Raw genomic sequence first — 19,426 nt, forward strand, 5'->3', positions numbered from 1 at the left:
TCGACTGTCGTGAGGAAAACGGCACTTTGTATGTCACGACGAGAATAACGATGGCCGCATCACGTCGACCAAGTCCGGATTCAATTCCACTAGCCTGTCTTCAAAGCGACTCCACCCTTCTTGAATGACAAAATGTGCTTCATCATGAGAAATGGGAACCACCCAGCATGTGACAGTTGGACCGGCCTCCGTCTCACAGATAGCGAACTCATCTGGGAGATAGACCGGTGCCGCAACGTAAAGAGCATCCATATTTGAACCGGCAAACAACTTCCCGCGGGGGCCGATCACGTCTCCCCTCAGAAGGGCGGAATTTGATTCGATCGTCTCCAACCCGACCTGCTGCAACAGCCCCGGAATCGTGTTGCTCTGCAACGTGGAACCAACCAACATCATCAACTCTAGCCTGATCGTCTTTTCAGACGATCTTGACTTCAATTCCCATCCACTGAGACCGAGCGTGGTAAATGCAGTGCCACCTGCGATAACTCCGCTATACCGTGCAACCTGGAACGGCACTGAACGCCCATCTGCATCGGCGCGCCAGCCCGCGTCGATTGCGCCAAGAAAGCGCTCATAATGGCTAGTCAGATCGCCTGAACCGAGAGTTATCATTTCCTCCGCCACGATTACAAGGGACACATTCCAGCCCTACGTCCGTATTGTAGCTGTTGAGAACGTCGGCCCTCGTTGCGTCTGAGGGGAACTCCCTGTGCGTCCATGACGGATTATGGGAGCCATCCCAGTCTCGGGGCTTGGCTCTGGTACCGGTACCCGGACGTACCATCACCTCACTACGGCATGTGGGACAGACCTTACCCCCGCTCGGTCCGTCGGCTGCGCCATCCCATGCGTCTTGTACGGTCGCCTTCCGGAAGGACCCTCGGCTCGTCAATTGACCTTGTTGATTGGTGCCGCGGATTGGGCACAAGCCAGCATCGGTGTCGTGTACGAGTACTGCGGTGGTCCCAGCCGACACGTAGTAGGTGTGGAGGTCTGGGATGGTGAGGTCGTACGTGGCCGCCGTTCCGTGGTGAACGCGTACGGCCAGGATAACGGCGGTGTGGCCATCTGGTTGTTGCAGGTGGTCGCCTTCGCGAAGTTGCGCGGCGTCGACGAACGCGGCCTGGGTAGGGGCCTAGCACCGAAACGGACACTGGCAACGAAACCCAGTCACCCACCGCACGGTCGGCGGCCGTGTTCTTACACGCGTTGGGCACATTCGGCGTACCACCGCCGATCGACCCGCCCATCGTCGGGCCGGGGAACGTCCGTAGCCCTCGCACGTCGAACGGCTGGTACACTGCCGCGACTTCCACTTTCTGCGCTGTGCAAGTGGATGCCCAGGTGTCGAACAAGTGCAGGTTCGCCGACGAAAACGTGACGCCTGAGCCCTCCAGACCGGAATTCGGAAACTGCAGGAAAAGACCGGGCCTTGTGCGCCTGGGCGTCCGGAACCACGCCGCCGTCATACGCCGGCAGCTCGCCACGGCCCGTACCAGGTGCGTGGCCGGCCGCGACTGCGCCCGTACCGGCTACCAGCTTCGGCGGAGTTGGTGCTTTCGGTGGCTTGCCACCGGCCTTTTCCAGCGGCTGCACCGGCAACCCCGACCACTTGACCTGCGGGCCACCCGTCAGCGCCAACCACAGTCCCGACCAGGAAGAGAGCCAACGTGGATCACTGGCCCGGCGAACGCGGTCGCCGGGTCCAGCGAAAAGGTTGTCAGGAAAACAAAGACGAGCACCAGCGCGCCGCATCGCATCAGCTGGCCTGTTCGCCGCCTGGACCGTCTCCGGCCGCCAGAAGACAGCAAGCGTCCACGTATGCCAGCAGGCATCTCGCCTCGATTCCCCGTGTGGACCTACCGAGCTGGCAGGACCAGAACAGGCATCGTCATCACCATTGCTGGATGGCCTTGTCCTTGCGGGCGGCCACTCGCGAGCCGGACTCGCGGCGGGCCATCCGACGCAGCACGATCGGCGCGGTCACGAAGCCGAAAACAGCCCACGCCCCCAAAACGGCAACCATCTCCAGCTGTCGCCAGGAACCACCGAGCTCAGCGGCGGACAACGCGTCCGGGAGCAGAGCCCAGCGCATGCCGAGGCCGAGCCAGTAAAGCGGGAAGACCTGCGCGACCCACTGCAGCCAGCCCGGAAATCCAGTGATGGGGTAGAAGACGCCGGAGATCATCACCAGTCCCATGACCAGCAAGCTGAGGAAGCTGAGGCCCTGGGTGTTCGGAAAAAGGGACCCGAGCATCGCGCCGATCGGCAGGGTGGCGACCAGGCCGAGGGCGAGCACCCAGGCCAGGTTCAACCACGAGGACGCTCGATCCAGTTGCAGGCCCTGGAAAAGCAGGGCAGCCGGAATCAGTACGATAATCAGCACACCAATAGTCATGCCGGCCTGGCTGACGACCTTGCCGGTCACATATCCAAGCATTCCGTTTGGCGTTGCTTTCGCACGTAAAAGCGTGCCATCCTCGCGATCCATGGTGAGCGCCAAGGCCAGGCCCATCAGACCGGTCATCACCACGCTGAACCCGAGGATGCCGGGAATCGCCCGCGCACCAAGGGAAAAGTCCGTCCCCGGGACAGGGGTGCCACGCAACAAATACATCACAACCAGCCCGACGACTGGCAGGAAGAGCCAGCCAACCGCCTGGCCGGCATTGGTCACGGTCTGCCGGAATTCAATCCAGCCGCGCTGAAAACCAGCCCCGACGGCTGCCACGGACGGGTTCATACGGTCACCTCCGAGAGTTGCGAAGCCTCGGTACGCAGCCCTGATTCGAACTCACGCACCAAAGTCAGGTAGACATCGGCAAGGCTCGCCCGGCGCACTTCCAGGTCTGCGATGTCCTCAGTGAAATCCGCGAAAAGCTCGCGTAAGAACGCGGTCGGGTCCTGGACGGATCGCACGTACGACTCGCCGCCGCGGCTGAACCGGACCTCGGCCTGGCCGGAGACCTGGCTCGCCAGCTCGGCCGCGGTCCCGTTGGCGACGATCCGGCCGCCGGCCAGGACGAGGATTCGGTCGGACAGCTTCTCGGCCTCGTCGAGGTCGTGTGTGGTGAGCAGGATCGTGGTGTCCTCCAGGTCGGACAGCCGGCGTACCAACTCGTGGAAGTCCTGCCGGGCCTGTGGGTCGAAACCCACGGTCGGCTCGTCCAGGAAGAGCAGGTCCGGCTTGCCGACCAGGCCGACGGCCACGTCCAGCCGGCGGCGCTGGCCACCGGACAGGGTGCCGATCCGGGCATTCGCGCGGTCGGTCAGGCCGACCAGCGCGACGAGCTCGTCCGGGTCGTACGGCCGCTGCCGTTCAGCGGTGCCATAAGGACGGTAGAAGCGGCCAAGGTGGGCGAGCAGTTCGCGGACCTGCCAACGACCGTGGTCGCGCCAGGACTGCAGGACGACGCCCAACCGGGCCTGCCAGGCCTCGTCGCCGCGATCCGGGTCGACGCCCAGCACCCGCACCTCGCCGGCCGAGCGTTTCCGAAAGCCCTCCAGGATCTCGATGGTGGTCGTCTTACCGGCACCGTTCGGCCCCAGCAGGGCCAGCACCTCGCCTCGGTACGCGTGCAGATCGACGCCATGCAGCACATCCGTCGAGCCGTAGCGCATCCGCAAACCACGGGTCTCCAGAACCGGCTCTCCTCTCCCAGTTGGATAACGACCTTCTGACGGCGACACTTGGGGAACGGGTCTTTTGGGCCTGTCACTAACATCCATGCCTTAAAGTCTCTCATTGAAGCTGCGTATAGAGACTTTTCTCGGGCAACCCACACAGCTGCCGGGGTAACCTTCAAATCGGGGATGAATCTGGAGGTGCACCGGTGCGACTTCGACCCGTCGACTTGGCCGAACTGGTCGGGGTCTCGACCCAGCAGGTCCGCAACTACCAGGACGCCGGCGTGCTGCCGCCGGTGCCGCGGACGGCCGCTGGCTACCGCACCTTCGATGAGCGGCACAGCCAGGCGATGCTGACCTATCGCGCGCTGATCCGCGGGTACGGGCCGGCCGCCGCGCAGGCGATCATGCGGGCTGTCCAAGCCGGCGACCTCCCGGGAGCGCTCGCGGTCATCGACGCCAGCCATGCCGCGCTGCACGACCAGCGCCGATCGCTGCGGGAGGTCGACGAGGCGTTGGAAGCGGTCGCCGAGCAGTTCCCGGACACCTCTGCCTTGCCCCGCTCCGGCCTGCGCATCGGCGAAGTCGCGGCCTACCTGGGCGTACGAACGTCAGCGCTGCGCGTCTGGGAAAACTCCGGACTGCTGACCCCAGAGCGGGAGCGGGGCACCAGATATCGCCGCTACAGCGCCGACGACGTGCGGGACGCCCGGATGGTCGTGATGCTCCGGCAGGGCCGTTATCCGTTGCCGCAAGTACGGGCGATCCTCGCCGGCCTGCGCGAGGCCGGCAGCAGCGACGCCCTGCGCGCGGCCATCGCGCAGCGTCGGGAAGGATTGGCGCGGCAGGCCCGAGTGATGCTCGAAAGCTCCAGTTCCTTGCACCATTACCTCGACGACCGGAGAAACATGGTCCAGCTCAGAAACGTGGAAGATGCCGACATCGAGGTCTTCTACGAAGACCAGCGCGATCCGCAGGCGACCGCGATGGCCGTTTTCCCAGCCCGGCCCCGCGAAGCCTGCTTCCTACACTGGGCGAAGATCCGGGCGAACGACAGCAACATACTGCGAACGGTCGTGGTGGCCGACGCGGTGGCCGGCAACGTGGTCAGCTGGGAACAGGACGGCCAGCGGCTGATCGGCTACTGGATCGGTCGCAGTTTTTGGGGCAAGGGGGTGGCAACCGCCGCCCTCACCCAGTATGTGGAGGAGCTCAGCCAACGGCCGCTGTACGCGCATGTGGCCGCCAGTAACACCGGATCCGTACGAGTGCTGGAAAAATGCGGCTTCCAGCCGACCGGCGAGATTCTCCACGAGGGCGACATCGATGAAATCGTGCTGGCGCTGAAATAGTCAGCGCGAGCCGCTGTCGGCCGCGGCCTCCTCGAGGTCGAGCCGCTCCAGTTGGCGGCGGACCACGTCGTCGTCCAGCTCCCAGTTGTCCCGGGCCCGTACCAAAGCACGCCGTTGGGCGGCCAGTAATTCCTGCCGAACCACCCGGATAGTGGCTCGCGCGGAGTCGCTCATCACGGCGCTGTCCACCGCGTCGTCCTCGTCGTCGGCCTTGCGCCGCTCAGCCGCCGCGGCCGCGAGCTTGTCCGCATACTGCGCGAGCACCCCCGGATCCGCGCCTTCTGGCGGGCTTTCCAACACCTTCCTCGCGGCCTGGTGAGTCGCTTCGCGACTGATCTCGTGCGCCCGGCGGATGCCCTCGGCCTCCCGCCGCTGTTCCTCCGGCGCGCTGATGTGCAGCCGGCGAATGAGCAGCGGCAGCGTGGGCGTCTGGATCAGCAAAGTGCCGAGCGCGATCACGAATGCCAGCGCCTGGATGAGGTCCCGCTGCGGGAAAGACAGCCCACCGGCCAGCGCCGGCACACCGGCGGCGGCCGCGAGCGTCACCACCCCGCGCATGCCCGACCACGACAGTACAGCGGCGTACTTCCACGACAGCGGTTCCTCGGGCGTACGCTCCGGCCTTCCGGCGGCCCGCTGCCGCGCGGCCCGCGCGGCCAGCCGCCGAGCCACCGCCGGCCGGTTGGCCAGCCGAAGCCGCCACCGGTGGAACAGCCGGTCGTTCCCGTACGTCAGGAAAATCCACAGTGGACGGACCGCCAGCACCACGAACAACAGGGTGGCCGCTATCGCGACGAAAGCGCCCCACTCGACGCCGGTGGCCGCGAGGTCGGCGAAGACGAACCGGCACTGCAGGCCCATGTACGCGAAAACGAACGACTCCAACAACACGTCCATGCTTTTCCAAACCTGGCGGCCCTGCAACCGAGTCCCGAAACCGGCATCGGCTTCGTTGTGGCCCAAGAAAAAACCGGCCATCACCACGGCGATCACGCCGGAGGCGTGCAGCTGCTCGGCCAGCAAGTACGCCGCGAAGGGGACAACCAGCGAGAACGCCGTTTCCAAACCACTGTCCCGCAACCGCTGCCGGATCCAGTGCACCACCCCGCCCAGCACCATCCCGATGAGCACGCCGCCGACGACCTCGTAAAGGAAAAGCAGCTGCGGGCTTTCCACGACGGTGTGTTCGCCGGTTGCCGCGGCCACCGCGAGGCTGAAAAACGTCAGCGCCGCCGCGTCGTTGACCAGGCTCTCGCCGGTGAGGATGGCCATGACTTTCTTCGGCAGCCCCAACTGCCGGCCCACCGACAGGGCCGCGACCGCGTCGGTCGGCGCCACCACCGAGCCCAGCACGAGGGCTGGCGCGAGGGTCAGGCCGGGCACGATCCACCAGGCGACCACCCCGGTCAGAAACGTCGACACGATCACCAGCGCGACCCCGAGCGACAGGATCGGCCGCAGGTTGCGCATAAAACTGACGAAAGAGAAGTCCAGCGCGGCGGAATAGAGCAGCGGCGGCAGCACTACGCCCAAAATCAGCGCCGGCGGCAGCTCAAACCGTGGCAGACCTGGTACGAACGAGATCGCCGCGGCCAGCATGACCACCACCAAGGACGGCTGCAAGCCCTTCCGGTTGGCCACCGCCGTCACCGCGATCGCGCCCACCACCACCAAGAGAAGCTGCATCCCACCCACCCCCGTCGCCGAACCGAGAGGCAAAGTAGCGCAGGTCCAGCGCGTACGCAGAATTTCTTGTCACCGGAGTGATGAAACGATCATCGCGGACTTCGTCTCGGAGCACTGGTTTCGCGAATAGCTCACAGTGCTCGAGTGATACACCTTTTGCGAGGTTGACACGCTTTGTGGCCCGAAATTACGATCCGCAAACACTCCATGTGACGTGCTCTGCGCGCGTACGGGAGTTCGCTCGTTCGGGAAGGGGGGAAGGTGGCGCAACCAGCCCCCGCGCGGTTCGTCGGCCCGATCGATCTGACCGATGGCCGCCAGCACCGCCGGATGCCCCCGCTCGCGGCCGTCGCGCCGCACCTGCCAGGCCGGCTGCCGGCCGTGTTGCGCCAAAGCAGTCCTGTGGTCGCCACTGAAATCGCCCAGCAGATTGACCATCAGCTGCCCGAGTACGCGGAGCCGACCCGACCCTTCGCGGTCCAACGGCTCCGGCTGATCGAAAGGGCGATCGGCGGCTTCATCGACCAGTTGGAGCACCCGGTTTTCCCTACCCCAGAAGACATCCGCTGGCTGCAGCGGTTCGGCGGCACGGAAGCGCGGGAAGGCCATCGGCTGGAAACCGTACAGAACGCGTTCCTGATCGGCGCCTGGGTGGGCTGGCGGCGGATCGCGCAGGAATGCCGGCGACTCTGCGTTTCCAGTGCCCTACTGTGCGAACTCGGCGACGCCGCCTACCGCTATGCGGACGATTTGTTCGCCGCCACGGCGCAGGGCTACCACGCGGCCGGCGACATTGGCCATGCGGACCAGCAGTTCCGGAAAACCCTGATCGACCAGATCCTGGCCGAATCGCCGACCGACCCACGCGTTCTCGCCGGACTGGCCGCGGCGGCACACTGGCCGCTCGCCGAACAGGCCTCGGTCGTCGTTTTCGATGGCGGACAAGGCCGGCCGCGCTGGCCGCATCCCAGTCGTACGATCCTGGCCGACTTTGACAGTTTCCCGCCCCGGCTGATCACCGGCGCACCCGCCGCGGATCTCGCCGCCCTGCCGGAAGATCTCGGCGGTTGGCGGGTCGCGGTCGGCCCGCTGCTGCCGTTGGCCGCGGCCAGGCAGTCGTGGACCGCTGCCGTACAAGCACTCGGGCTCGCACGCCGCGGAGTTTTCCAGGCACAGCCAGTGATCTGGTGCGACCAGCAGCCGATGTTGCGACAGGCCGGTGCACAACGGACGCCAACTCCGCTCGGCGCGCTTTCCGAGCGACAGCGGGCCAGGCTCTGCGAGACGGTGGTGCCCTGGGTGGCGGAGAAGGCCATTCGCACCGATGACCCCAGTGGATCCGATCACACCGACGGCGGGTTGCCGCTCGTCTGCGAGCCCGCCCAACTCGATGTCCACCACCCACTTTATTCCCTGCGGATCCTGGAAAAGCGCCCACAAGACCCGCACTGACCCTCGGGTGCCATTTATCCGCTGGCAATCCTGGGCCATTGACTTCCCGATTGGGTGAAAATAGTCTCGCAATGCACCATATGGTGCGAGGCGAGCAGAAATGGTCACCAATGACGGTGGGGCGTACGAGCAGAACGGCCGCAGCGGTCTCCGCCGGCCCGCGCCCGCGCCGCGCCACCGATCCGGCGCACGCCGACCGGACCCGCCGGCTATGGGCCGCACTGCCGCCTGACCTGGCCAAAGTGTTCCGTCCCCGGGCCGCCGAGGCGGCTCGGGAAATCCTGCAGGAGATCCAGCGCGGGGTGCCCGAATACGCCCGACCGCTGGAAGGACCGTTCGGCGAGATCATCACCGCCGGCGTCGAGTCGGCGATCATGCAGTTCATCGAGCGGCTCGGACATCCTGGCGGGCTCGGTGAGGACGAGGCGGCGATGTTCCGCGGCCTCGGCCGCCTGGAGTTCGCTGAGGGCCGCAGCCCGGACAGCCTGCAGGCCGCCTACCGGATCGGCGCCCGGATGGCCTGGCGACGGATGTCCGAGCTGTGCCAGCGGATCGGCGTGCCGGCGGCCGTTCTCGGCCTGCTCGCCGAGTCGCTCTTCGCTTACATAGACGAGCTTTCCACGCTGTCGCTGGAGGGCTACGCGCTCGCCCAGGCGCGTACGGCCGGCGCCATCGAGCGCCGCCGCAAACGCCTCGTCGACTTGCTGTTGGCCGATCCGCCGGCGTCCCCGGAGGCGATCGCCGACCTCGCGGTGGCCGCCGCGTGGCACCTCCCGGAGCAGGTGGCGGTGGTGGCGCTGAAATGCCACGACCAGTCCGGCGAACACCCCGTACCCACCTTCGACGACTCCGTGCTGGTCGATCTGGAAGGCGCCAGTCCGCGGCTGGTGGCCGCCGATCCGCGGCTGTGCGTACCGTTTCTGGGCACCGAACTGCCCCGCTGGCGGGCCGCCGTCGGCCCGGTCGTACCGGTCGCGGAAGCCCGTCAATCGTGGCTGCTGGCCCAGCGTGCCCAGCAGGCGGTGCAACGCGGCCTGCTGCCGGACAAGGCGGTGACCGACTGCGCGGACCATCTTTCCGCGCTGTGGCTGCTTTCCGACGAGCTGCTGATGCGTACGCTCGCCGACCGGGCACTCGCACCGCTGGCCGCGCTCACCGAGAAGCAACGCGCGCGGCTGTCCGAAACCCTGTTGGCCTGGCTGCAAACCCACGGCGGCGCCCCGGAAATCGCCGCCCGGCTGGGTGTTCACCCACAGACCGTCCGCTATCGCCTACACCAGCTGGAAAAACTCTTCGGCGAACGGCTCCGCGACCAGGACACCCGGTTCGACATCGAGCTGTCACTGCGGGCCCTGCGACTACTGGAATCCACGCCAACCTAGTGTCCTGCGGCCCAGTCTCGCACCTGGTAGAACGTCGTCGCGTCGGCTTCCGCGCTGCCAACCGCCGGTTGGAAGTCGAACGACCAGCCGGCGGTCGGCGGTAACGACATCAGGATGGCCTCGGTGTTGCCGCCGGCCTGCAGGCCGAATTTCGTGCCCCGGTCGTACAAAAGGTTGAACTCGACATAGCGACCCCGCCGGTGCAGCTGCCATTCGCGCTGCCGGTCACCGTACGGCAGCATCATCCGTCGCCTGACGATGGGCAGATAGGCAGCGGCCAGCGTCCCGATGCCGGCGCGTACGAACGAAAGACCACGACGCCAACCGTCCGGTCCGTCCGGACGCAGCTCATCGAAGAAAATGCCGCCAATCCCACGCATCTCCGCCCGGTGGGCCAGCTGGAAGTAGTCGTCACACGTCTTTTTGGCCGCCGGATAGAGATCCAGGTCGAAATCGTCGCAGTACGTCCGGAGGGTACGGTGAAACTCCATTGCGTCCTGCGTGAACCCGTACGACGGGCTCAGATCCATCCCGCCGCCGAACCACCAGGTGTCCGCGCCGGTCTCGAAGTATCGGAAATTTCCATGGAAGGACGGCACAAACGGGTTGCGCGGGTGCACCACCACCGAAAGGCCGGTGGCGAAGAACCCGGTCTCGGGATCCAGGCCGCGCCGGGTAGCCAGCGATGCCGGCAGCCGATCTCCGTTCATCGCCGAGACATTGACGCCCGCGCGCTCGAAAACCTCCCCGCCGTCGAGCACCCGCGCATGCCCACCTCCGCCGCCCGGCCTTTCCCAGTCCCGGACCGAGAATTCGACGCTGTCGTCGAGCTCGGTGAGGTCGCGTACGAACGCCCGTTGGCCGGCCCGCATCAGCTCGACCACCTCCGCGCGCCGACCTGGATCGCCCTGCATCCCCGTATGCCTCCCCGTCTTTCGGCCGATGCAAAGGCTAGCGTCGACTCGCGGGGTGGCAGCACAGCCGAACGGCCAACTATCCCTGGACTTCTCACCATTTTCGCACTGACAGAGGTCACGCGTTTCTTTTAGCGGAACCAAAACTGCTCAGGACAGGTGCAGCGAGGCAGTGATACCGAGGTGATCGCTGCCGTTCGCGGCCAGGGTGCCGGCAGACAAAGCACTCATGCCGCGGAAAAGCATGTGATCCGGCCGGGTCACCGGGAAAACTGACGGCCAGGTGAAGCCAAAACCGGTACCAGCGGCCTGCTGCGTATCCTGGAATCCGCTGAAAACTCCGAACTCCCGGTCCGTGGTCGCCGTGTTGAGGTCACCGACGACCAGCACTCGTTGCGCGCTGTCATCATGCAGCAGGCCAGCCAATTCGGTCAGCCCACGATTGCGCTGGGCAGTGTCATCCGGCCGCGCCGACGGCAGGTGAACCACGTAGACGGCAACATTTCCTTGAGGCGTCACGATCTCGGTCCGCAGCGCTCGGGCCCAGTCCAATCCAAGCTGCAACGGTTGGGTTTGCCGCAACGGAAAGCGGCTCCACACCGCGACACTGCTGCTGCTCGTACGGTACGAATACCGCGGATTCAGGATGTTCGCCGCACAGCTGGACGCGTCGCCGGTGAGCTCTTCGATGGCCACCACATCCGCCTGCTGTGCCGCCAAAGCAGTCACCGCCGCACACGGATTCGGGTTGCCCGCGTCTATGTTCTGGCTGACCACCGCGAGTTCGGCGCTGCCAGCGGAGTTCTTCGGCAGCACCGCCGGCCCGAACAGCACCGCCCACGCCACCACCGGCACCAGCAACGCGACAAACCCGGCTCGTGCCCGTGCCAGCAACCCGATCACCGCAAGCAGCGGAATGACCAGGCCGACCCACGGCAGCATGCTCTCCAAAATCGTCGACAAGCCGGCCTTGTCGGGTATCAACTGATGTCCCACCAGCACCCCGGCCACCGCGACAGCGAGCACCGGCAGCACACCGTCACCGGCATACGACCTGGTCCGCCGCCTGCGCGCGGGCGTCATCGTCGTCACGGAGTGCGGCTGCTCCCCTCCATGCGAGCGATCGCCGCGACGCGGCGCTGACCCACTCCAGGCTACCCGGTCGCCCCGACCTCCCTTCCCAGCGACGAGTTCCGGCGTTAGGGGATGCTCGGTTCCGGTTGTGGCTGCAGGGGTTGGCGGGTACCGGCGGTGGCGAGCAGCGAGCCGGCCAGGATCAGGGCGAAGGCGCCGCCGACCGAGAGCGTCAGCGGTTCGCCGAGGACCAGAAGGCCAGCGAGGACCGCGACGGCCGGGTTGAAGTACGTGAAAACCATCGCGCGGGACGGGCCGACCTCGCGGATCAGCGCGAAGAAGACGACAAAAGCGAGCGCCGTACAGATCACCGCGAGGCCGGCCAGCGCGCCGAGCGCGTAGCCACTGGGCAGCTCTTTTGGCCAAGTCGCCACTGCGGCTGGCGCGTACACGAGCGCGGCCCCGGTGAGGCACGCGACCGTCATCGGCAGGCTCGGCACGTCCTTGAGCTTGCGCGCGGCGATAAGCGGCGCGGTCGAATACCCCACCACCACCAACAGCACCTCCAGCACCGGCACCACGCTGCCGGCACGCAGGTCAGGGGCGGCGAGTACGGCTACCCCGGCGAGGCCGAGCAGCAGGCCCACCCATCGTGACCTGCTCAGTCGCTCAGCGTCACCGGTCAGCCGCGAGACCACCGCGCCAACGATCGGTACGGCCGCGATCAGCAGTCCGGTGGTCGAGCTGGGCAGGGTCCGTTCGGCGTCCGCGAGCAGCCACCACGGTCCAAGGATTTCCAGCAGCGCGAACGCCACCAGTGGTTTCCAGTGCCGGCGCAGCAAATCCCAGCCACCGGCCCGAAGAGCCAGCGGCGCGAGCACCGCCGCGCCCACGGCCGTACGTACGAACACCAGCATCGGCGCCGAAACTTCCGCGACCGCGAGCTTGATCAGCAAATACGGCACGCCCCAGATGAGGCCCATCGCCACGAACATCACCCAGCCGCGCCGGCTCACCGCGCCCTGCCCTGTCCAGTAGTCACCGGCACAGCATCGTCAGCGCGGCCCACCGTTGTCTTGAACGCTGTTGCGATATGTGCCCGGCGTCACACCAATAACCCGCCGAAACCATCGCGTCATATGAGCCTGATCGGCGAAACCCACCATGCCCGCGACCTCCGACGGCCGCAGGCCAGCCGCGAGCAACACCCGGGCACGGGCCACCCGGCGCTGGGCCAGCCAAGCGTACGGCGGCATGCCCATCGACTCGCGAAATCCCCTTACCACCTGAAAACGCGACAACCCCAGATCCGCGGCAATTTCCGCAAGCGTGGGCGGCGCCCCGATCTCATCCTCCAACCGAGCCATCACCAACTGTGCCGTCGCCTTTCCCGCCACTGCCGCCACCGGCCGCCGATCCGGCCGAGCATGCCGTCGTACGAGCGCGGCCAACACCGCCGTCAACCGCGACTCCGCCTCCAGCGGATCATCACCACGACAAAGCGACCCATGCGCGGCCCGCAACTGCAACGCCAACTCCGAATCCTCAAACACCAACTTCGGAAAATACGGGCGATCTCTCGGAAACAGGCTGACCGCCGGATACATCACGTTGTACGCGAAGCCATCCTCCCCAGCCGGCCCGCCGGTATGCGGCTCCCCAGGCTCCACCACGACGACCGTCCCAGGCCCCAGGTAATGCAGACTGCCTTTATAACGAATCACCTCGACACCCTCGGTGCAAGCGCCGATGGAGTATTCGTCGTGAATATGCATAGCAAAATGCCCACGACCAATGCGCGCCTCAAAGAGGTCAAGCGGCTCATCGCCAACACCGTCGACCCGTGTCCACACAGCACGCTCCGTGGCCAGCGTGCCACCGGGCAGGTTCGTCATCTGCTCCCTCACTCCAGGTCTCGCTCAAGCACCGGCTCATCGACTGCGGCACAATGTCCCGCACTCGGCAAGAGCGTCGCCCCGAGATTTTCCCTCTCCTCAGAGGCAACCGCCGCTTTTGACCTTAAATCCCTTGCGCTTGCGCGCCCCCAGCCGAACTCCTACCCACCCGCACCATTCACGGCGATCCTCCGCACAATAGCCCGAGCCACCTCATCCCGATCCATCGACGACACCACTTCCACGATCCCGGAATCACTGGGGGTCTCCCAAGTGCCCCCGGCCTCATCGCCCTCTGGAGCAATCATCACGTCGGCGCGCCGAGTCTCGAAGAGAGATGGCGAGATCACCGTCAACGCGGCGATCGGGTCATGTGGATTATTCCACTCGTGGCCGTGAAATGCCCACCACTGCCCAATCTCCCGCTCGAGCGCCCCACCCAGCGGTCCACTCGCCGCGATCTCCGCCACCGCTGATGCGTCAAGTTGAAGCGTGGTCGTGATGTCGAGACCCACCACGGTTATCGGAATCCCAGAAGTAAAGACCTCAACAGCGGCGGTCACGTCACACTTCATGTTGTGCTCGGCCCGCCGCCCCGAAGCCGCGAAGTCGCCGCCCATCATGTGAATGCGCCGGACATTCTTCGCGAACCCGGGATCCTGACGCAGCGCCAGCGCGATGTTCGTCAACGGCGCTATCGCCAGGATGTCGATCTCACCGGGCTTCTCGGCCACCGCTTGTACGAGGTAGTCCGGGGCTGAAATTCCGGTCTCGACCTCTTCGATATCGAGGTCGTCGAAAAGCTTCCCCTCATGCCCGGCCCACCACACCGGCCTCCCGCTCAACGTCTGCGTCTCGCCCGGAATAATCACCGGACCGGAATCCGCGCGGCCGGCGAGCTTCACCAATCGTGAGGCCAAGCGGGCCCGCACGCCGGTGTCGCCATACACGGTTGTCACCGCCTGCAATTCCACCTCGGGCGATCCGAGGATCACCCCCAGCGCGAGCGCGTCATCCACGTCCGAGCCGATGTCGGTGTCCAGGATCAGTCTCTGTGCCATCGGATGAGCCTCTCAATCAGTTCTTTTGTGGAAGTTGGCCAATTTCGGTGCCACAGCGTTTGTCTACACGTGTTGCACGACGTTATATCGCACCGCTACAATTCCGGCAACCAGTTCTCCAGGAGGCTCTCGGTGACCGACGATCCCAAACCGGCCACCCGCAAGAACGTCGCCGAGCTGTCCGGGGTCAGCGGCGCGGTGGTGAGTTATGTGGTCAATGGCGGGCCGCGACCGGTGTCCGCGCAGACCCGCGAGCGGGTGCTGGCCGCGATGCAAGAGCTCAACTATCGTCCCAATGCGGCCGCTCGAGCACTGCGGCTGCGCCGAACGAATGCGATTGGGCTGATCCTTCCGGATATCAGCAACCCTTATTTCGGCGAGTTCGCGAAGGCCATTGAGGATGCCGCCTTCGATCGCGGTTTCGCGCTGATCCTCGGAAACTCCAGCAACGACCCCGACCGGGAGGCCGCCCAGCTGGACTCGTTCATCGACCGCCAAGTGGACGGTCTGCTGGTGATCAGCGTACGCAGACACGCCGAGCTGTCGATCGTACGAGACGCCCAGATCCCACTGGTCGTCATCGACCAGCCGGAAAAAGGCGTGGATCTGCCGACCGTGGTGATCGACAACTATCGCGGCGCGAGAGCCGCGGTGGAACACCTGCGCTCGCACGGTCATCGCCGGATCGGATTGATCGGCGGACCGCCGCTGTTGCCCGGATCGCGCGCCCGGCAGGCCGGCTGGCGCGATGCGCTGAACGAGATCGGCGACGGACAGGGAGTTCAAGCGGTCGCACCTTTCACCCGCCTCGGCGGGCTGGAAGCAGGCCTACAGTTGCTGTCCGGCCCGGATCGCCCCAGCGCCCTTTTCGTCAGCTCCGACATCCAGTCGATCGGTGTGCTGCGCGCCTGCGCCCAGCTGGATTTGCGGGTGCCAGACGAGGTGGCGCTGATCTCCTTCGACGGCACCCAAGCCGCCGAGTTCACCGCACCTCCACTGACCGTCATTCACCAGCCGGTGGACTTGATCGCCACTGCCGCGCTTGACATGCTCCTCGCCCCTACCGCACAACACAAAGTCGTCCCGTACACTCTCATTCCCCGCGCGTCCTGTGGCTGCTAAGTAAGGGCTCCATCGATCCGGGAAAGCTTGTACTGCCAGAGCGAGTCACCGCAGTTTCCGCACGCCGTAGTGAAAAGTACGCTGAGTCGAGTCGGGTCTGGCACGGTGCCGTATGGCGAGCGGAGGATGCCGGCGTTGTGGTTGCGACCAAAACCGGTCAGAGCCGGCCCGATCGCGTTTTCCACCTGCCAGGTGCCACCGCCGTTCCAGATACTGGCGCCGGCGATGCTGACCACTTGTAAGGTGCTACCGATGTAGTCGGGATTATCGGTCGGATACGGGTGTTGCTCGCGTACGACATAGAACCGATCACGGCTCGGATCGTACGCGAAATCGGCGTTGTTGAGCCAATCCTGGCTTCCATCGGTGCCGACGAGGCCACTCGTGGTGACTTCCAGCTGGCTGCCGACGACCGGGCCGGCTGGACCGTCGAGGTCAACCATCGCGCGGTACGTTTTGGTGGATCCATAACCCTCGGTCCAGAACAACAAAGCGGTGCCCTGGGCCGGATCGATGGTGGTCGCGCTGGGCTGGCCGGCGCCCCACTGGCCGGTGTCCGACGAACTGAAAGTGATGAGCGGCAGCGGATATCGCACCCATGGACCATCGAGCGAGTTCGCGTACGCGACGCCGACCTGGTTGTGTGCGCTGGCGTCGACATCGTTGCCCAGATAGAACATCGCATACTGATAGTTCACGCCGTTGTAGACCGCATTCACCCGGATAACCGACGGATCACAGACATGGAAGGAATCCCAGCCGCTGGCGCTGCCGGCCAGCACCGAGGTGTCCGTGGCCGTCGACCCGGCGGTGATTTTGGTGTAGTAGATGTGATCCCGAATGACTCCGGACTGACTGTTATGGCACGTCCAGAATCTAAGCGTATTTCCGTCCTCGATCGCCGAGGGGGCATAACCGTAATAGAGCCGGCGACCTTGCGCGTCCGGCGCGCCGGTCGGTTGGTAAACCTGCCGCAGCGACGATCCGTCCCAAGTCACGCTCGCGTCGGCGACGGCCGGCGTGACCAGCACGGACCCCAGCACCACCGCGACAACCAACAGCACGGGTCTGAACATGGCCCCACCTCTCTACACGTGTAGAAAAAGGATGGAACCCGCACCCGTACGAGCGCAACCAGCGGACCGGTTCTGGCCAGCCGTTAGAACTCCAGGTGGACCAACTCAGCACGCGAGGTGATGCCGGCCTTCTGGAAAACCTTGCGCAGATGGTAGTCGACTGTGCGCGGGCTCAAAAACAGCTGCGCGGCGATTTCCCGGTTGCTGGCTCCTTCGCGTACCGCCTCGACGATCCGCCGCTCCTGCGGTGTCAGCTCCAGCACTGGCCCGGCGCCGCGGCGCGCCACGGTGGCTCCAGTGGCGCGGAGTTCCTCGGCCGCCCGGCCGGCCCAGACCACCGCGCCGAGCTGGTGGAAAATCTCCTCCGCGGCCTGCAAATGCGGCCGCGCCTGCGAGCGCCGACGCTCCCGCCGGAGAAACTCGCCGAACAACAGCTCGGTCCGCGCCGACTCCAGCGGACTTTCCTGCTGGGCATGCCATTTCAGCGCCAGTTGGTACGACTGCTCAGCGTTTTCACCCGTCTGCAACAAAGCGGCACACCGGGCCGCCGTGGCGCGCAGCTCGGCTGACTCCGATGCCTGCGCCCACCCGCGATATCGTTCGTACGGCTCCAAAGCCCGCTCCGGCTGGCCGGACCGGACGGCCGCCTCCACCAATTCCGGCACGGCGTAGAGCAGCATCCCGGGATGCGCGAGGCCACCATGCACGTCGACATGTTCCAGCGCCGCCGCCGGTCGTCCGGCCGCGAGTTCCAACAGGGCCAACGCCCGCCGCGCGGCCGCGGCCGTGCCAGCGAGGCCACGAGCCCCGGCCTGGGCCAAAAGTTCGTCGGTGAGCTGGCGAGTCCGCTCCTGCCGGCCGGTCAGGGCCGCGACGAGGGCCAACGAGCCCTGATGGTCGCAGGCGCTGTTGGGCTGGCCAGTCTCCACCGCCAGCTGATAACCCTCCTCCGCGTACGCCTCGGCGCTGCCGAAGTGGCCACGGGACAGCTCGTCGGCGACGACAAATCCCAGCGCCCAGGCCAAAACCCCGGCTGCTCCGGCGGCGCGGGCCTGGCTGACGGCCTGCCGACGCAGCTGCCGGCCGAGGTCGCGGTCGCCCAGGCCCCAGGTCATCCCACCGGCCCAGGTGAGCTTGACCGGGTCGGAAATTCCCCGCAGTGAAGCCAGATCCGAGGGCAGCAGGCCCGGGTCCGCGCCTTCCCGGATCCGGCAGACACCGCGGAACAACCGGCTCAGCAAGGCGTCATCGGTGTCGTCGGCCAGAAGTTCGCCGATCTCGGCGATCTCGGACCACGCCTTCGCCGCGTTGGCGTGAAAACTCGCCTCACCAAAGAGCATCAGCAGCCATTGCGACCGCTCCCGGTCGGTCCGCGGCACATCCGGCAACGCCGGCAAGAGCAGTGCCAACGCGTCCGACGGCACACCCGTACGCAACTCCATAAGAGCGCGAAGTCCGGTGATGTCCAGCCGTACGTCACGATCGGTGGGCACCAGCCGCTCGGCCCGATCCAGGGCCCACCGGGCGCCGGCCGAGTCGCCACCCTCCCACCGGCGGGCCGCGGCTCCGGCATACCTGCGGGCCCGGTCGGCCGGCGTCTCGCTCAGCTCAGCGGCCCGCTCCCACGCGGCCGCCGCCGCGGCCGAACCGGCCCGGGCAGCCGCTCGTACGGCCGAAAGCTCCAGCTCAGCAGCGATCGTTTCGTCAGCGGCATCGGCTGCTCGGCCGAGATGCCACGCCCGCCGATCGGCATCGGCCGGGCTGTCCAGCACCTCGGCGAGCGACCGGTGCGCGGCCCGCCGCTCAGCTGGACTCGCGCCGTAGTAGACCGCCGATCGGACCAGCGGATGCTCGAACGTGAGCGTCTGGCCGTCCGAGCTGGCCAGGTCGGCGAGCTCGGCCGCCGCGGTGGGAAAGGCCCGCCCGATGGTGTCGAGCTTGCCCTCGCCGTCGGCGGCCGCGAGCAACAGGAAGTGCTGCGCGTCGGCGTCCAGCCGACGTACGCGGTCAAGGAAAGCGCGCTGCAACCCGGCCGCCAGCGGCACCGGATCGCCGGCGCGCACCCCGCCGGCCGGCAGCTCCCGGATCGCCAGCGGGTTGCCCGCGGTCGCCCGCAACAGCTCGGCCCGCTCTCCTGCTGAGAGCTGTTTGTGCTGGTCAGCAAGCAATGCCTCGGCTGCGGCCGGGTCCAGACCAACCACCGGCAAGTCGATCAGACCGGCTGTGTCGACCGGCCGCCCCTCATCGCCGCGAGCCGCCACCAGCATCGCGACCGGCTCGTCGGCGAGCCGCCGGGCCACGAAGGCGAGCGCGGCCACCGTCGGCGCGTCAGCCCAGTGCGCGTCGTCGACCAGGCACAACACCGGCCGCTCGGCGGCCGCCTCGGACAGCAGCGACAGGGTCGCGAGGGCGACCAGGAAGCGATCCGGCGCCGGCCCACTGGCCCGCCCGAACACCACCCCCAGCGCCAGCGACTGTGGGCCAGGCAGCGTGTCGATCCGATCGAACAGTGGTCGCAGCAACCGGTGCAAGGTCGCATAGCCCAGGTCCGACTCCGGCTCGACCCCGGCCGTACGCAGCACAAACATCCCCGTCGCGGCCTCTGCCGCATACCCGAGCAGCGCGGTTTTGCCGATCCCCGGCTCACCGCGCAACACCAGGCAACCGCCGGCCCCGCCAGCCACCTGGTCGAGCAACCCGTCGATCGCCGCTCGCTCCGCGTCTCGCCCGTACAGCATGCGCCGAGCGTAACCGGCCGACTGGCGATCTCACCGATGCGACC

15 protein-coding genes and 1 pseudogene are annotated in these 19,426 nt (G+C 66.4%); 4 read left to right on the forward strand and 12 right to left on the reverse strand.

All coding sequences use genetic code 11. From position 1 onward, the window contains the following. Nucleotides 1-33: 33 nt before the first annotated feature. The 4 genes and pseudogenes from ABD301_RS05060 to ABD301_RS05070 form a co-directional block, all read right to left on the reverse strand. The gene (locus ABD301_RS05060; protein WP_344307602.1) at nucleotides 34-627 is read right to left on the reverse strand and encodes a suppressor of fused domain protein; all 594 of its coding nucleotides are present in this window, start codon (nucleotides 625-627) and stop codon (nucleotides 34-36) included. After that, nucleotides 584-1,117 (reverse strand): annotated as a pseudogene (locus tag ABD301_RS42295) (polymorphic toxin-type HINT domain-containing protein); the annotation flags it as partial. The pseudogene ABD301_RS42295 and the gene ABD301_RS05060, both read right to left, overlap by 44 nt. A 780-nt stretch (nucleotides 1,118-1,897) precedes the next feature. Further along, nucleotides 1,898-2,746 carry an ABC transporter permease gene (locus ABD301_RS05065; RefSeq protein ID WP_344307604.1) on the reverse strand — a complete coding sequence of 283 codons (849 nt, stop codon included), beginning with the start codon at nucleotides 2,744-2,746 and terminating at the stop codon, nucleotides 1,898-1,900. After that, nucleotides 2,743-3,624: an ABC transporter ATP-binding protein gene (locus ABD301_RS05070; RefSeq protein ID WP_279581311.1), complete on the reverse strand. Its 882-nt coding sequence runs from the start codon at nucleotides 3,622-3,624 to the stop codon at nucleotides 2,743-2,745. Before ABD301_RS05070 ends, ABD301_RS05065 begins: the two co-directional genes overlap by 4 nt. 212 nt (nucleotides 3,625-3,836) lie before the next feature. Here ABD301_RS05070 and ABD301_RS05075 point away from each other — a divergent pair, with 212 nt between their 5' ends. Then, nucleotides 3,837-4,982: a GNAT family N-acetyltransferase gene (locus ABD301_RS05075; protein WP_163569821.1), complete on the forward strand. Its 1,146-nt coding sequence runs from the start codon at nucleotides 3,837-3,839 to the stop codon at nucleotides 4,980-4,982. Here ABD301_RS05075 and ABD301_RS05080 read toward each other — a convergent pair whose 3' ends face one another. Beyond that, nucleotides 4,983-6,668, reverse strand: coding sequence for a cation:proton antiporter (locus ABD301_RS05080; RefSeq protein ID WP_344307608.1), 1,686 nt, complete (start codon nucleotides 6,666-6,668; stop codon nucleotides 4,983-4,985). It abuts the gene before it with no gap. A 261-nt stretch (nucleotides 6,669-6,929) separates the two neighbouring features. Between ABD301_RS05080 and ABD301_RS05085 the strand changes: the two genes are divergently transcribed. After that, complete coding sequence (locus tag ABD301_RS05085; protein WP_344307610.1) at nucleotides 6,930-8,120, forward strand: PucR-like N-terminal domain-containing protein; 1,191 nt, start codon at nucleotides 6,930-6,932, stop codon at nucleotides 8,118-8,120. Nucleotides 8,121-8,191: 71 nt separating this feature from the next. Then, nucleotides 8,192-9,502 carry a PucR family transcriptional regulator gene (locus ABD301_RS05090; RefSeq protein WP_344307612.1) on the forward strand — a complete coding sequence of 437 codons (1,311 nt, stop codon included), beginning with the start codon at nucleotides 8,192-8,194 and terminating at the stop codon, nucleotides 9,500-9,502. Here the strand turns inward: ABD301_RS05090 and hemF are convergent. The 5 genes from hemF to ABD301_RS05115 all read right to left on the reverse strand — a co-directional run bounded on the left by hemF (nucleotide 9,499) and on the right by ABD301_RS05115 (nucleotide 14,446). Next, nucleotides 9,499-10,416 (reverse strand): oxygen-dependent coproporphyrinogen oxidase, encoded by a 918-nt coding sequence (hemF, locus tag ABD301_RS05095; protein WP_344307614.1) that lies wholly within the window; start codon nucleotides 10,414-10,416, stop codon nucleotides 9,499-9,501. The two genes, ABD301_RS05090 and hemF, sit on opposite strands and share 4 nt — an antisense overlap. Nucleotides 10,417-10,566: 150 nt before the next feature. Next, nucleotides 10,567-11,499, reverse strand: a complete 933-nt coding sequence (locus ABD301_RS05100; protein WP_163569818.1) for an endonuclease/exonuclease/phosphatase family protein — start codon at nucleotides 11,497-11,499, stop codon at nucleotides 10,567-10,569. 116 nt (nucleotides 11,500-11,615) lie between these two features. Next, nucleotides 11,616-12,506 carry a DMT family transporter gene (locus ABD301_RS05105; RefSeq protein ID WP_163569817.1) on the reverse strand — a complete coding sequence of 297 codons (891 nt, stop codon included), beginning with the start codon at nucleotides 12,504-12,506 and terminating at the stop codon, nucleotides 11,616-11,618. A 39-nt stretch (nucleotides 12,507-12,545) separates the two neighbouring features. After that, nucleotides 12,546-13,385 (reverse strand): helix-turn-helix domain-containing protein, encoded by an 840-nt coding sequence (locus ABD301_RS05110; protein WP_344307617.1) that lies wholly within the window; start codon nucleotides 13,383-13,385, stop codon nucleotides 12,546-12,548. 161 nt (nucleotides 13,386-13,546) lie between these two features. Continuing rightward, a complete protein-coding gene (locus tag ABD301_RS05115) occupies nucleotides 13,547-14,446 on the reverse strand; it encodes a nucleoside hydrolase (protein ID WP_163569816.1) in 900 nt (299 codons plus the stop codon). Between the two features lie 132 nt (nucleotides 14,447-14,578). On the opposite strand from ABD301_RS05115, the gene ABD301_RS05120 reads away from it, so the two are divergent. After that, nucleotides 14,579-15,568 (forward strand): LacI family DNA-binding transcriptional regulator, encoded by a 990-nt coding sequence (locus ABD301_RS05120; RefSeq protein WP_344307620.1) that lies wholly within the window; start codon nucleotides 14,579-14,581, stop codon nucleotides 15,566-15,568. Here ABD301_RS05120 and ABD301_RS05125 read toward each other — a convergent pair. Beyond that, nucleotides 15,565-16,644 carry a glycoside hydrolase family protein gene (locus tag ABD301_RS05125; protein ID WP_344307622.1) on the reverse strand — a complete coding sequence of 360 codons (1,080 nt, stop codon included), beginning with the start codon at nucleotides 16,642-16,644 and terminating at the stop codon, nucleotides 15,565-15,567. The genes ABD301_RS05120 and ABD301_RS05125 overlap by 4 nt on opposite strands. Before the next feature lie 83 nt (nucleotides 16,645-16,727). Next, on the reverse strand, nucleotides 16,728-19,382 hold the full coding sequence (locus tag ABD301_RS05130) for an AAA family ATPase (protein ID WP_344307624.1): 2,655 nt from the start codon (nucleotides 19,380-19,382) through the stop codon (nucleotides 16,728-16,730). Between the last annotated feature and the right edge of the window lie 44 nt (nucleotides 19,383-19,426).

The sequence above is a fragment of the Fodinicola feengrottensis genome (assembly GCF_039530045.1).
In the GTDB taxonomy this organism is placed as follows: Bacteria; Actinomycetota; Actinomycetes; order Mycobacteriales; family HKI-0501; genus Fodinicola; species Fodinicola feengrottensis.

Coding starts and splice junctions, on each gene's coding strand:
- ABD301_RS05115 (WP_163569816.1), bottom strand. CDS start 14,446: ATGGCACAGAGACTGATCCTGGACACCGACATCGGCTCGGACGTGGAT.
- ABD301_RS05090 (WP_344307612.1), top strand. CDS start 8,192: ATGCACCATATGGTGCGAGGCGAGCAGAAATGGTCACCAATGACGGTG.
- ABD301_RS05070 (WP_279581311.1), bottom strand. CDS start 3,624: ATGCGCTACGGCTCGACGGATGTGCTGCATGGCGTCGATCTGCACGCG.
- ABD301_RS05125 (WP_344307622.1), bottom strand. CDS start 16,644: ATGTTCAGACCCGTGCTGTTGGTTGTCGCGGTGGTGCTGGGGTCCGTG.
- ABD301_RS05100 (WP_163569818.1), bottom strand. CDS start 11,499: ATGACGCCCGCGCGCAGGCGGCGGACCAGGTCGTATGCCGGTGACGGT.
- ABD301_RS05065 (WP_344307604.1), bottom strand. CDS start 2,746: ATGAACCCGTCCGTGGCAGCCGTCGGGGCTGGTTTTCAGCGCGGCTGG.
- hemF (WP_344307614.1), bottom strand. CDS start 10,416: ATGCAGGGCGATCCAGGTCGGCGCGCGGAGGTGGTCGAGCTGATGCGG.
- ABD301_RS05130 (WP_344307624.1), bottom strand. CDS start 19,382: ATGCTGTACGGGCGAGACGCGGAGCGAGCGGCGATCGACGGGTTGCTC.
- ABD301_RS05080 (WP_344307608.1), bottom strand. CDS start 6,668: ATGCAGCTTCTCTTGGTGGTGGTGGGCGCGATCGCGGTGACGGCGGTG.
- ABD301_RS05110 (WP_344307617.1), bottom strand. CDS start 13,385: ATGACGAACCTGCCCGGTGGCACGCTGGCCACGGAGCGTGCTGTGTGG.